This is a genomic window from Massilia yuzhufengensis, from assembly GCF_900112225.1.
GTDB lineage: Bacteria > Pseudomonadota > Gammaproteobacteria > Burkholderiales > Burkholderiaceae_D > Telluria > Telluria yuzhufengensis.
This window is the reverse complement of record NZ_FOLD01000054.1, coordinates 1-11540: the sequence shown is the minus strand read 5'-3', so window position 1 is coordinate 11540 and position 11540 is coordinate 1. Positions and strand designations below refer to the sequence as shown.

The 11540-nt window shown below is 65.7% G+C and carries 15 protein-coding genes; 10 read left to right on the top strand and 5 right to left on the bottom strand.

Annotation, left to right across the window (positions count from 1 at the left end; all coding sequences use genetic code 11):
• Window positions 1–253: 253 nt before the first annotated feature.
• Window positions 254–1261: a sulfate ABC transporter substrate-binding protein gene (locus tag BM031_RS24650; protein ID WP_091877569.1), complete on the bottom strand. Its 1008-nt coding sequence runs from the start codon at window positions 1259–1261 to the stop codon at window positions 254–256.
• Window positions 1262–1485: 224 nt separating this feature from the next.
• On the opposite strand from BM031_RS24650, the gene BM031_RS24645 reads away from it, so the two are divergent.
• From BM031_RS24645 to BM031_RS24610, 8 genes are all read left to right on the top strand, one after another.
• The gene (locus BM031_RS24645; RefSeq protein ID WP_091877568.1) at window positions 1486–2022 is read left to right on the top strand and encodes a GNAT family N-acetyltransferase; all 537 of its coding nucleotides are present in this window, start codon (window positions 1486–1488) and stop codon (window positions 2020–2022) included.
• Window positions 2023–2119: 97 nt separating this feature from the next.
• Complete coding sequence (locus tag BM031_RS24640) at window positions 2120–2743, top strand: YcbK family protein (RefSeq protein ID WP_143084710.1); 624 nt, start codon at window positions 2120–2122, stop codon at window positions 2741–2743.
• Window positions 2744–2867: 124 nt separating this feature from the next.
• On the top strand, window positions 2868–3149 hold the full coding sequence (locus BM031_RS24635) for a DUF378 domain-containing protein (RefSeq protein WP_307187646.1): 282 nt from the start codon (window positions 2868–2870) through the stop codon (window positions 3147–3149).
• A 2-nt stretch (window positions 3150–3151) separates the two neighbouring features.
• Window positions 3152–3613 (top strand): metallophosphoesterase family protein, encoded by a 462-nt coding sequence (locus BM031_RS24630; RefSeq protein ID WP_091877562.1) that lies wholly within the window; start codon window positions 3152–3154, stop codon window positions 3611–3613.
• Between the two features lie 46 nt (window positions 3614–3659).
• On the top strand, window positions 3660–4331 hold the full coding sequence (locus BM031_RS24625; RefSeq protein WP_091877560.1) for a class I SAM-dependent methyltransferase: 672 nt from the start codon (window positions 3660–3662) through the stop codon (window positions 4329–4331).
• A 69-nt stretch (window positions 4332–4400) separates the two neighbouring features.
• On the top strand, window positions 4401–4811 hold the full coding sequence (locus BM031_RS24620) for a hypothetical protein (protein WP_091877558.1): 411 nt from the start codon (window positions 4401–4403) through the stop codon (window positions 4809–4811).
• 71 nt (window positions 4812–4882) lie between these two features.
• On the top strand, window positions 4883–5692 hold the full coding sequence (locus BM031_RS24615) for a transporter substrate-binding domain-containing protein (protein ID WP_177207897.1): 810 nt from the start codon (window positions 4883–4885) through the stop codon (window positions 5690–5692).
• Between the two features lie 28 nt (window positions 5693–5720).
• Complete coding sequence (locus tag BM031_RS24610; RefSeq protein ID WP_091877556.1) at window positions 5721–6383, top strand: amino acid ABC transporter permease; 663 nt, start codon at window positions 5721–5723, stop codon at window positions 6381–6383.
• Window positions 6384–6404: 21 nt separating this feature from the next.
• On the opposite strand, the gene BM031_RS24605 is transcribed toward BM031_RS24610, so the two are convergent.
• From BM031_RS24605 to BM031_RS24590, 4 genes are all read right to left on the bottom strand, one after another.
• Window positions 6405–6740, bottom strand: a complete 336-nt coding sequence (locus BM031_RS24605) for a hypothetical protein (protein WP_091877554.1) — start codon at window positions 6738–6740, stop codon at window positions 6405–6407.
• Between the two features lie 225 nt (window positions 6741–6965).
• Window positions 6966–7298, bottom strand: coding sequence for a hypothetical protein (locus BM031_RS25370; protein ID WP_143084709.1), 333 nt, complete (start codon window positions 7296–7298; stop codon window positions 6966–6968).
• Window positions 7299–7421: 123 nt separating this feature from the next.
• Window positions 7422–8369 carry an alpha/beta hydrolase gene (locus BM031_RS24595; RefSeq protein ID WP_091877550.1) on the bottom strand — a complete coding sequence of 316 codons (948 nt, stop codon included), beginning with the start codon at window positions 8367–8369 and terminating at the stop codon, window positions 7422–7424.
• Window positions 8370–8377: 8 nt separating this feature from the next.
• A complete protein-coding gene (locus tag BM031_RS24590) occupies window positions 8378–10054 on the bottom strand; it encodes an electron transfer flavoprotein-ubiquinone oxidoreductase (RefSeq protein WP_177207896.1) in 1677 nt (558 codons plus the stop codon).
• 171 nt (window positions 10055–10225) lie between these two features.
• On the opposite strand from BM031_RS24590, the gene BM031_RS24585 reads away from it, so the two are divergent.
• Complete coding sequence (locus tag BM031_RS24585; protein ID WP_091877548.1) at window positions 10226–11002, top strand: SDR family oxidoreductase; 777 nt, start codon at window positions 10226–10228, stop codon at window positions 11000–11002.
• A gap of 41 nt (window positions 11003–11043) precedes the next feature.
• Window positions 11044–11442: an acyl-CoA thioesterase gene (locus BM031_RS24580; RefSeq protein WP_091877571.1), complete on the top strand. Its 399-nt coding sequence runs from the start codon at window positions 11044–11046 to the stop codon at window positions 11440–11442.
• Window positions 11443–11540 lie beyond the last annotated feature (98 nt).

Below are 11540 nucleotides of genomic sequence, written 5' to 3'. Positions count from 1 at the left end.
TCGAGCAGCGCCAGCAATTGATCGAGCCCGGCCGCCGGGCGCAAGGCGTCGATCACTTGAAGGCGCTGGGGCTGGTTCAGCACCGGCAGCGCGGCGAACCACTTCTTGAAGCGGGGCGAACGCATGGAAGGCTCCGTGGGATGGCGATACGGTTTGGACCGTGGCGCAGCTCGACAGTTCAATCCTCATCCACAGCCAAAGGTGACAGCGCCATGAAAAAAGCCCTGCGCGGGGCAGGGCTTGTTGGCTGGCTTTATTTGGCCTGGTAAATCTTGTCGAACTCACCGCCATCGTCGAAGTGGCGTTTCTGGGCGTTGCGCCAGCCGCCGAACAGCTCGTCCACCGTAAACAGCTGGATCGGCTTGTAGTTGGCGGCGTATTTCTTCATGACAGCATCCGAGCGCACCCGCATGAAGTGCTTGGCGCCGATCTCCTGGCCGGCCGGCGAGTACAGGAAGTTCAGGTAGGCCGTGGCCGGCTTGCGCAGGTTGCGGCGGTCGACCACCTTGTCGACCACGGCCACGGGCGATTCGGCCAGGATCGACACGGTCGGGTAGACCACTTCGAAGTTGTCGCCAAATTCGGCGCGCACCATGCTCACTTCGTTTTCGAAAGTTACCAGCACGTCGCCGATCTGGCGCTGGGTGAAGGTGGTGGTGGCGGCGCGCCCGCCGGCGTCGAGGATGGGCACGTTCTTGAAGATGCGGCCGACCAGGTCGCGCGCCGCGGCTTCATTGCCGCCTTTTTTGATCGCCGAGCCCCAGGCCGCCAGGTAGGTGTAGCGGCCATTGCCCGCGGTCTTGGGGTTGGGGATGATTACCTGCACGCCCGGGCGGGCCAGGTCGTCCCAGTTGCGGATCTGTTTCGGGTTGCCCTTGCGCACCAGATAGACCATGGTCGAGTAGTAGGGCGCCGCATTGTTCGGGAACTTCCTGGCCCAGTCCTTGACCACCAGGCCGCGGTCGGCCAGCATGTCGATGTCGTTGGCCTGGTTCATCGTGACTACCGAAGCTTCCAGGCCGTCCGCCACGGCGCGCGCCTGCTTGCTCGAGCCGCCGTGCGATTGCTTGATCTCGACCGTGGTGCCGGTCTGTTTCTTGTACTGGGCGATGAAGGCCGGGTTAATCTCCTTGTACAGCTCGCGCGCCACGTCGTAGGACACGTTCAGCAGCTCGGGGGTGGCGGCGCTGGCCGACAGGGGCAGTGCGGCGCCCAGTGCCAGGGCGAGGAGGATGCGGCGAAGCGGGGAGGTCTGGGTCATGTTGTTCTCGCTATTCGAAATCTTGTGGTGACAGGCTGCATCATGCGTAACTTCGCCCAAGTAAGGAACAATCGTTTTGTCATATGCTTAGTCAGCCTGCGCATACACATGCTCGCAGCAGGGTCATCGGCTTTCGGTGTATAGTCGTGCCCTGCCATCGCACCGGAGGCGCAGGCCCGGCCTGCCAAGTTTTGATGATCGTTTTTTATGCATAGTGATGTTTGATGTCCACGCGTTTTGACATTCGCAAGGCGGTACCCGGTGATGCCGCCGCTGCCTGCGCGCTGCTGCGCCGCTCGATCGAAATCGGCTGCAAGCCCGACCACCAGGACCGGCCCGCCGTACTCGAGGCCTGGCTTGGCAACAAGACCACGGCCAACGTCGGCGCCTGGTTCGCGTCCCCCACCAACCATGCGCTGGTCGCCGACAGCGGCGGCGCCCTGGCCGGCCTGTGCCTGCTGACGCAGGGCGGCAAGGTGGCCCTGTGCTATGTGTCGCCGGAAGCGCTGCGCACCGGCGTCGGCGCGGCCCTGCTGGCCGCGGCCGAAGACCAGGCCCGGGCCTGGAGCATCACCAAGCTCAGCCTGCACAGCCCCGCCAGCGCCAGCGCCTTCTTCGAGCGCCAGGGGTATGTGAATGCCGGCAAGGACAAATCCTGCTTCGGCCTCGAATGCGACCTGTTGTGGAAACAGCTCGACGCCGCCTGCGACACCGGCCCCGGCGCCGCCGCGCGCAAGCGCTTCTGCAACTGCAGCAGCTAGGCTGTTTCCTCCGCCAGCACAACAATCTCGACGAACACTGCTTTTGTCCCGGGGAAGCTTGCGATATAGTAAGCGCCCTCGATTAGATGAGTTCGACATGGCTTCCCGTAGAGATTTCCTGCAACAAAGCGCCCGCCTGTGCGCCATGGGCGCCCTCGGCGCCCCGCTGGCGGCGGCGGCCCAGGTCAAGGACCTGGAACCCCCACCCGACTTGTTCGATGCGCAACTGCTGGACCTGGACTTCTGGGTCAAGCCGCGCACGCTCTCGCTGGTCCGCCCGCAAAGCGGCGAACGGGCCAAGGTCCTGTACTGGAAAGATGGCGAAGTCATCGACTCCGCCTACCAGGAGCTGTGCCATATCCTGCGCGACGTCAATGGCCGCCAGTCGGCGCCGATCGACCCCAAGCTGTTCGAAGTGCTGTGGGGCACCCAGGCCTTCATCGCCCGCTACGGCATGACCCAGCCACTCGAGATCCTGTCCGGCTACCGTACCGAGGCGTCGAACCGGCGCCTGGTCGAAGAGGGCGTTCCGGCGGCGCGCAAGTCCCTGCACATGGTGGGCAAGGCAGCCGATATCCGCATCGCCAGCCTGAACGAGGAAGTGCTTGGCGGCCTGATCCGCAGCTTCCGCCAGGGCGGGGTCGGTTATTACTACCGCGCCGGCCCGAAAGGCGGCTGGATCCACGCCGATACCGGCCTCAATCGCACCTGGAAGGGCTGAGGCGCGGGGGCGTGACGCGTGCGAGCAGGGCGCGGATCTTCGGCTAATATGAAGTTGTCAGTGCCAGGGCAGGCAGCCCTGGACACTCCATCTCACTGTTACCAGGGAGGAAGTGATGGCAACCATGAATGCTCCAACCATGGACCGCAGGACCCACGGCGAACGACGCACGTCGGTCCGCGGCCACCAGCGCTCGGCCATGTCGGCGCTCGACTACCTGGCCATGGCCCTGCTCATCGTCGGCGGCCTGAACTGGGCGATGGTCGGCCTGTTCGACGTCGACATGGTCGCGACCGTGTTCGGCAGCGGCAGCCCGGCGACCCGCATCCTGTATGTCGCGGTGGGCCTGGCGGCGCTGTACTCGATCTATACCACGGCCAAGATGGCCGGCAGCAAGCGTCCGTGAGGATGCGGGTCGGTCTTATTTCCGACACGCACGGCTTGCTGCGCCCGGAGGCGCTCGCCTTCCTCCGGGGCAGCAACCACATCATTCACGCGGGCGATATCACCGGCCCCGAGATCCTGGCGCCGCTGGCGGCGATCGCGCCGCTCACGGTCGTGCGCGGCAACAACGACCGCGGCGCCTGGGCGCAGGCGATCCCGGAAACCGCCGTGCTGCGGCTGGGGCCGGTGGCCATCTACGTCATCCATGACATCAAGGAATTGCCGCTCGATCCGGTCGCGGCCGGCATGCGGGTGGTCGTCTCCGGGCATTCGCACCGGCCGTCGTGCCGCGAGCAAGGCGGCGTGCTCTTCGTTAATCCAGGCAGCGCCGGGCGGCGCCGCTTCACGCTGCCCATCTCGGTCGGCGAACTGGTGATCGAGGGCGGGCAGGCAAGGGCGCGCATCGTCGAACTCGACATTGCGTGATTGCGCGGTATGCTGGATGCCTTTCCCACCAACAGACTGGCGCCCCATGACCCAGCACACCGACGACAGCATCCTCCAATCCTGGTCGCGCAATACCGATCCCTGGACCGCCGCCGTGCGCAGCGGCGAGATCGAGTCGCGGGTGCTGGTGACGAACGGCGCGATCGTCGACGCCGTGCGGGGGCGCGCACCCCGGACCGGCGTCGACCTGGGCTGCGGCGAAGGCTGGCTGGTGCGGGCGCTGCCGGAAGTGGAGATGGTGGGCGTCGACGCCATCGCCGGGCTGGTGGCGCAGGCGCAGGCGGCCGGCGGCGGCGAGTTCCGCTGCCTGTCGTACGAACAGGTCGCCCAAGGCCAGCTGGCGCTGTCGGCCGACATCGCCGTATGCAATTTTTCGCTGATCGGCGACGCGGCGGTGCGCGGGCTGTTCCAGGCCGCGCCGAGCTATCTGCGCCCGGGCGGCCACCTGCTGGTGCAGACCGTCCATCCGCTCATGGCCTGCGGCGACGCCCCTTATGTGGACGGCTGGCGCGACGGCAGCTGGGCCGGCTTCAGCAGCGATTTTTCCGACCCGGCGCCCTGGTACTTCCGTACCATCGCCAGCTGGATCGCCCTGTTCGAAGAACACGGCCTGCGCCTGGTCGAGCTGCGCGAGCCGCTCCATCCGCGCACCGGCAAGCCGGTGTCGCTGATCCTGGTGGGGCAACGCCCCGGCTGAGGCAGGTGGGGCTTGCTGGTGCTGAAAAATCCCGTAAGATACGGCTCGTTCCGCTTTTGCCTGCATTACATGACCCTGCCACCCGATACCCCGCCGCCGCGCTTTCGCCCCCGCCCCTGGACCAGCCTGGAAACGCCGCAAGACGTCGAACTCTGGATCGACGAGCACAACAGCGCGCTGCAGGAGCTGGTCAAGCCGCAGGAGACCGGCGTCGGCATCTGCTTCACGCTGGCCGAAGGCGGCAACCTGTACCTGCAGACGACCGACGACGCGGTGATCCTGGATGTCGACCAGGAGGCCGAGTGGATCGCGCCGCTGATCGTGGCCGCCACCGGCGCCGAGCCGCCGCGCGGCCGGGTCTGGGTGCTGCCCGACGACCGGCTGGTGCAGCTGATCCTGGGACTGTCCTCGCTGGTGGCCAGCACGACCCTCGTCACCGGCCACCCGTTCGGCGCCCGCGCCCGCCGGCCCGGCTACTGAGCCGCGGCGCTTCCCGCCCGCCCGGGTTTCGGTTATAAAGTCAGCTCAACCATGTGACGGAGCGAAATTTGATGGGTCAGCATACGAACACCGTGGCACGCCGTGCCCTACTGGGCATGGCGCTGGCGGCATCGCTGGCGGCGCTCGTGCCGGCGCATGCCGCCGACCTGCTCACCGACGCCAGGGCGCGCGGCACGCTGCGCGTGGCCATGGAAGGCACTTACCCGCCCTTCAACTTCAAGGACCCGAAAACCGGCCAGCTGGCCGGCTACGACGTCGATGTCGCGCGCCTGGTCGCGGGCAAGCTGGGGCTGCGGCCTGAATTCGTCACCACCGAATGGTCCGCCATCCTGGCCGGCCTGGCCGCCGGCAAGTACGACGTGATCGTCAGCCAGGTCGGCATCAACCCCAAGCGCGAGCAGGTGTTCGACTTCTCGCGTCCCTACACCTATTCGAGCCCGCAGCTGATCGTGCGCAAGAACGACCGCGCCAGCTACGCCAGCCTGGCCGACCTGAAGGGCAAGAAGGTCGGCGTGGGGCAGGGCAGCGTGTTCGAGCAACAGGCCAAGACCGTGCCGGGCATCGAGGTCAAGAGCTACCCGGCGGCGCCGGAAAACCTGCAGGACCTGGCCTTCGGGCGTATCGATGCGGCCCTGAACGACAGCCTGATGGTGGCCTACCTGCTCAAGAATTCGCAGCTGCCGATCAAGGCTGGCGCGCGCGTCGGCGCGATCGAGCGCACCGGCATCGCCTTCCGCAAGGGCAGCCCGCAGTTCAAGGCGGCGGTCGACAAGGTACTGGCGGACGCCACCGCCGACGGGTCGCTCAAGGCGCTGTCGGTGAAGTGGTTCGGCACCGACGCCAGCCGCGCAGCGCCGTGACCGGTGTGACGGGGCGCAAGGGCCGGCCATGGAGCTGATCGCGCTGCTGCGCGAGTCGGCGCCGGTGCTGCTGACGGGGGCCGGCTATACCCTGATGTTCGCCGTGGCCTCGATGGTCGGCGGCCTGGCGATCGGCTTCCCGGTGGCGCTGATGCGGATCTCGCCGCTGGCCGTGGTCCGGCTGCCGGCCAGCTTGTATGTGAGCATCATGCGCGGCACGCCGCTGCTGGTGCAGATCTTCGTCATCTATTATGGCTTGCCCAGCATCGGCGTCGAGTTCACGCCGGTGACGGCGGGCGTACTGGCGCTGTCGCTCAATGCCGGCGCCTATCTGTCGGAAAGCCTGCGCGGCGCGATCCGCGCGGTGAGCGAAGGGCAGTGGCGGGCCAGCTTCAGCCTGGGCCTGGGCTACTGGCAGACCCTGCACCATATCGTCCTGCCGCAGGCGTTGCGCATCGCGGTGCCGTCGATGAGCAACACGCTCATCAGCCTGATCAAGGATACCTCGCTGGTGTCGGTGATCGCGCTGACCGAACTGATGCTCGCGACCAAGGAAGTGATTGCCGTGACCTTCCAGCCGCTGCCCCTGTACGTCGCGGCGGCCTGCATCTACTGGTGCCTGAGCCTGTTCTTCGAAGCGATCCAGCGCCGCGCCGAGCGGCGCCTGAATCGCGCCCACGCCGCGCGCTGAGGCGCGACGTGGGTTGCGCCGTCAGCGCTTGTCGCGCTGGCCGTCGGACTGCTTGAAGGCTTCGCTGGCCTGGCGGGCGCTCTCGCCCCGTTCCATGTCGTCCCTGTCGTCCAATGCAGGCGTGCCACCCGAGGCATGCTGGCCTCCGCTTTGCTGGCCTTGCTGCTGGTTGCCTTGATGCTGGTTGCCTTGCTGCTGGCTACCCTGCTGCGGATTGCGCTGTTGCTGCTGCCCTTGCTGCTGGCTGCCCGGTTGCTGCGACTGCTGGCTGCCAGACTGCTGACGGTCCGCTTGCTGGCCCTGGCCGGCATCCTGCGGCTTCGCCTGGTTGCGGTCGTTTGGCTGGTTCGGATTCATGGTGGTCTCCTCATTGATGAATGTGGAAGACCATCTTAGCCTTCCTGCCGGCCTCGGCCATCGGCGCACGCGCGGCTAGGGCGTAGGAGCACTCGGACGCGCTAGCCTGAAGGAAAGAATGAGGGGGAGGAGGCACCCATGCGAACACGCACCGGGGCAAGCTATGGGCCTGCGTCGGTGCGTGTTCGTAGTTCAGCGTCATGGGGCGCGTTGCGCGCTCCGCCTTTAACGATTACCGCGTGGTTTGTCGGCGCTGTCCTGGTTCCAGGCCTGGGCTGCATCCTTGGCGGATTCACCCTTGCTTGCTCCTGGATCGTCCAGTGCCGGCGTGCCGCCGGAAGCATGTTGGCCGCCGGATTGCTGGCTGCCCTGCTTGCCCGACTGCTGACTACCTTGCTTCTGCTGGCCGGATTGCTGCTTTCCCGACTGCATATTGCCCGGCTGTTGTCCCGACTGCATGTTGCCCGACTGCTTCTGGCTACCCTGGCTTGCGCTCGGGTCGTCAATGTCGTTGTCGTGACGCGGGCCTTTGACTCCATGTCCTTTGTTTTCACCCATGAAGTACTCCTTGCAAGAGTGGTTGAGGACTTCATCATAAACCTCTGGGCGGCCGTCGCAATCGGAGCATGGGAGGGGTGCCCGTAGGACTGTTCGGACAAACTCAGCAGTAAAAAAAGAAGCTCAGGGCGTGGCCGGCGCGATCCCCAGTCCGCGCAGGAAGGCATGGGCGCCCTCGTAGGCGCCGACGTGCTGCTCGGCCGTAAAGCCGCCATGGCCGCCACCTTTGACGGTATGCAGGACGTTCTTCACGCCCGCCTTGTCCAGCGCGGCCTTCAGGCGCAGGCCGTGCGCGTAGGGCACCAGCGGATCGGCGTCGCCATGGATGGTGAACACGGCCGGCCCGCCGGCGCGCACATGGCTCAAGGGCGACAGCGCCCGCGCCAGTTCAGCGCGCCCCGGCATGCTGCCGAACCACGCCACCGCATACGAGCGCAGGTTCGGCCCCTGCAGCATGTCGGCGACGTCGGTGATGCCATACCAGTTGACCACGGCCGCCACCTTCGGCGCCACGTTCTGGTACGGGCCGGCCCAGGTGGGCTCGTTGGCCGCGCACTGGTGGGTGAAGGGTGAATCGGGCGGGATCATCGCGCTGGCCAACGCCAGGTGGCCGCCGGCCGAGTCGCCCGTGGTCACCACCTTCGCCAGGTCGACGTTGTATTTCTTCGCATTGCGGCCGACCCACTGCAGCGCGCACAGCGCGTCCTCGACGGCAGCCGGCGCCGGCGCCACGTTCGCCAGCCGGTAGCTGACGTTGATGAACATGAAACCCATCTCGAGGTAGGGCATCGCGGACAGCGCCGCGCTTTCCCGGTTGCCCGCCACCCAGCCGCCGCCGTGGAAGTTGACGACCACGGGTTGCGGCGTGTCGCTGCGCTTCATCGGGCGGTAGACGTCGAGCTTGAGCTCCTTGCCGCTTGCGTTCAGGTAGGTGACGTTGGGCTCGATCCAGTAGGCGTGGTCGAGCAGGGCGGCGCTGCGCACCCCGGCCTCGCTGGCCGGTGCGGCCAAGGGCAGGGACAGCGCGCAGGCCAGCAGGGCGGCCCACAGCCGCGAGGTCGTGGTACGCATGCCGGCCCTTACATGTTCGGATAGTTGGGGCCGCCGCCGCCTTCCGGCGTCACCCACACGATGTTCTGGGTCGGGTCCTTGATGTCGCAGGTCTTGCAATGCACGCAGTTCTGCGCGTTGATCTGCAGGCGGTCCTTGCCCTCGTCGGTTTTCACGAACTCGTACACGCCGGCCGGGCAGTAGCGCTGTTCCGGACCCGCGTACTTGGCCAGGTTGACGTCCACCGGGATGCTCGGGTTCTTCAGCGTCAGGTGCACCGGCTGGTCTTCGGCATGGTTGGTATTCGAGATGAACACCGACGACAGGCGGTCAAAGGTCAGCTTGCCGTCCGGTTTCGGATACACGATCGGCTGGAAATGCGAGGCCGGCTTCAGGTTTTCATGGTCGGCATGCTTGTGGTGCAAGGTCCATGGCGCCTTGCCGCGGAAGACCATCTGGTCGATGCCGGTCATGATGGTGCCCAGGTACAAGCCCTTGCTCATCCATGGCTTGAAGTTGCGCGCCACGTGCAGTTCCTCGTGCAGCCACGATTGTTCGAAGGCCACCGGGTAGGCGTGCAACTCGTCGTGCTGGCGGCCTTCGCCCAGCGCCGCGAAGGCCGCTTCGGCGGCCAGCATGCCGGTCTTGATGGCGCCGTGGCTGCCCTTGATGCGGCTGGTGTTGAGGAAGCCGGCGTCGCAGCCGATCAGGGCGCCGCCCGGGAACACGGTTTTCGGCAAGGATTGCAAACCCCCTGCAGTAATCGCGCGCGCGCCGTACGAGATGCGCTTGCCGCCTTCGAAGTACTTGCGGATCTCCGGGTGGGTTTTATAGCGCTGGAATTCCTCATACGGCGACAGGTAGGGGTTCTGGTAGGACAGGCCCACCACGAAGCCCACCGCCACCTGGTTGTTCTCCAGGTGGTACAGGAAGGAGCCGCCGTAGGTGCTGTTATCGAGCGGCCAGCCGGCGGTGTGGATCACCAGGCCGGGCTTGTGCAGGGCCGGGTCGATCTCCCACAGCTCCTTGATGCCCAGGCCATAGGTCTGCGGATCCTTGCCCTTGTTCAGGTCATACTTCTGCATCAGCTGCTTGCCCAGGTGGCCGCGCGAGCCTTCCGCGAACATCGTGTACTTGGCGTGCAGCTCCATGCCCAGCTGGAAGTCGCCACCCGGCTCGCCATCGCGCTTGACGCCCATGTTGCCGGTAGCGACACCTTTCACCGAGCCGTCCTCGTTGTACAGGATTTCGGCGGCCGGGAAGCCGGGGAAGATCTCGACACCCAGGCTTTCCGCCTGCTGGCCCAGCCAGCGCACCACGTTGGCCAGCGAGACGATGTAGTTGCCGTGGTTGGTCAGCATCTTCGGGACCATGAAGTGCGGCGTCGCATACGACTTGGTCTCGGTGAGGAACAGCACCTGGTCTTCGGTGACCGCGGTGTTCAGCGGCGCGCCCTTTTCCTTCCAGTCGGGAATCAGTTCATTGAGCGCGATCGGGTCCATCACCGCGCCCGACAGGATGTGGGCGCCGAGTTCGCCGCCTTTTTCCAGCACGCAGACCGAGACTTCCCTCGACTGCTGCGCCGCCAGCTGCTTGAGCCGGATCGCCGCCGACAGGCCCGCAGGGCCGCCGCCGACGATGACCACGTCGTATTCCATGGCTTCGCGTGGTCCGTATTGTTCGAGGATATTGGTGGTCTCAGTCATGGTGTCTTATCTGGCAAAAAAAATTTAAGCACGAGTGTGCGGGTTTTTGTCATTGTTTGCAACTTTGGCCGCCATTTTACGGACATTATTAGATGCGGCAATCTAATACTGATGATTTGTGTAAGATGATGACTTCGCAACCAGCAGGGCTGACGGGGAAGGGATCCAAACGTGGGTATCGAAGTCAACTACGAAGGAAAAATCGCCATGGTCACGGGCGCCTCCAGCGGTCTTGGCGCCCGTTTCGCGAAGGCGCTGGCCGGCGCCGGCGCCCAGGTGGTGCTGGCCTCACGCCGGGTCGAGCGCCTCAAGGAACTGCGCGCCGAGATCGAGGCCGACGGCGGCGCCGCCCACGTGGTGCGGCTCGATGTGACCGACCTTGGCAGCATCAAGGCCGCCATCGCGCATGCCGAGACCGAGGCCGGCCCGATCGACATCCTGGTCAACAACTCCGGCGTGCAAAGCACCCAGCGCCTGATGGACGTCACCGAAGAAGACTACAACTACATCATGGACACCAACCTGCGCGGCGCGTTCTTCGTGGCCCAGCAGGCGGCCAAGCGCATGATCCAGCGCGCCAAGGGCGATCCGCGCAAGCAGCACCGCATCGTCAACATCGCCTCGGTCGCCGGCCTGCGCGTGCTGCCGCAGATCGGCGTGTACTGCATGAGCAAGGCCGGCGTGGTCCAGATGACCAAGGCCATGGCGGTGGAGTGGGGCAAGTACGGTATCAACGTCAACGCCATCTGCCCCGGCTACATTTCCACCGAGATGAACGAAGATTATTTCGAAACCGAGCAGGGCCGCAAGCTGATCGACATGCTGCCGCGCAAACGCCCGGGCAAGCCGGAAGACCTCGATGGCCTGCTGCTGCTGCTGGCGGCGGAGGAGGCGCACTTCATCAACGGCGCCATCATCACGGCCGACGACGGCATGACGGCGCAGTGACGGATTCAACGAGCGGCCGGCAGTTCGTCCATACCCTGCGCATGCCGATCCGCTGGGGCGACATGGATGCGATGGGCCACGTCAACAACACCGTCTACTTCCGCTACATCGAGTCGGCCCGCATCGCCTGGCTCGAGCAGCTGGGCGCGCTGCCCGATCCGGCCGGCGCCAGCGAAGGGCCGGTGATCGTCAACGCCCACTGTTCCTTCCTCAAGCAGCTGACCTATCCGGGCGAGATCGAGGTGTCGACCTTCGCCGGCGCGCCGGGACGATCCAGCATCGAGGTGAGCCACGAAATCCGCCTGGTCGGAGCGGACGGGGAGGCGGGCGCCCTGCACGCCGAAGGTGGCGCCAAGATGGTGTGGGTCGATTTCAAGGCCGAAAAGTCGCGGCCCTGGCCGGAACGGCTGCGCGCGCTCCTGCCGGCAACTGGCAAGTAAGGGCGCTACACCGTTCCTCCAAACTTGCGCAAAGCTAGCCATTGCTGCTTAAAGCTGCCTGCTGTTGGATTCCTGCTTCATCGGGGCCGGTTTCACCC

Coding starts and splice junctions, on each gene's coding strand:
- BM031_RS24650 (WP_091877569.1), bottom strand. CDS start 1,261: ATGACCCAGACCTCCCCGCTTCGCCGCATCCTCCTCGCCCTGGCACTG.
- BM031_RS24645 (WP_091877568.1), top strand. CDS start 1,486: ATGTCCACGCGTTTTGACATTCGCAAGGCGGTACCCGGTGATGCCGCC.
- BM031_RS24640 (WP_143084710.1), top strand. CDS start 2,120: ATGGCTTCCCGTAGAGATTTCCTGCAACAAAGCGCCCGCCTGTGCGCC.
- BM031_RS24635 (WP_307187646.1), top strand. CDS start 2,868: ATGAATGCTCCAACCATGGACCGCAGGACCCACGGCGAACGACGCACG.
- BM031_RS24630 (WP_091877562.1), top strand. CDS start 3,152: ATGCGGGTCGGTCTTATTTCCGACACGCACGGCTTGCTGCGCCCGGAG.
- BM031_RS24625 (WP_091877560.1), top strand. CDS start 3,660: ATGACCCAGCACACCGACGACAGCATCCTCCAATCCTGGTCGCGCAAT.
- BM031_RS24620 (WP_091877558.1), top strand. CDS start 4,401: ATGACCCTGCCACCCGATACCCCGCCGCCGCGCTTTCGCCCCCGCCCC.
- BM031_RS24615 (WP_177207897.1), top strand. CDS start 4,883: ATGGGTCAGCATACGAACACCGTGGCACGCCGTGCCCTACTGGGCATG.
- BM031_RS24610 (WP_091877556.1), top strand. CDS start 5,721: ATGGAGCTGATCGCGCTGCTGCGCGAGTCGGCGCCGGTGCTGCTGACG.
- BM031_RS24605 (WP_091877554.1), bottom strand. CDS start 6,740: ATGAATCCGAACCAGCCAAACGACCGCAACCAGGCGAAGCCGCAGGAT.
- BM031_RS25370 (WP_143084709.1), bottom strand. CDS start 7,298: ATGGGTGAAAACAAAGGACATGGAGTCAAAGGCCCGCGTCACGACAAC.
- BM031_RS24595 (WP_091877550.1), bottom strand. CDS start 8,369: ATGCGTACCACGACCTCGCGGCTGTGGGCCGCCCTGCTGGCCTGCGCG.
- BM031_RS24590 (WP_177207896.1), bottom strand. CDS start 10,054: ATGACTGAGACCACCAATATCCTCGAACAATACGGACCACGCGAAGCC.
- BM031_RS24580 (WP_091877571.1), top strand. CDS start 11,044: ATGCCGATCCGCTGGGGCGACATGGATGCGATGGGCCACGTCAACAAC.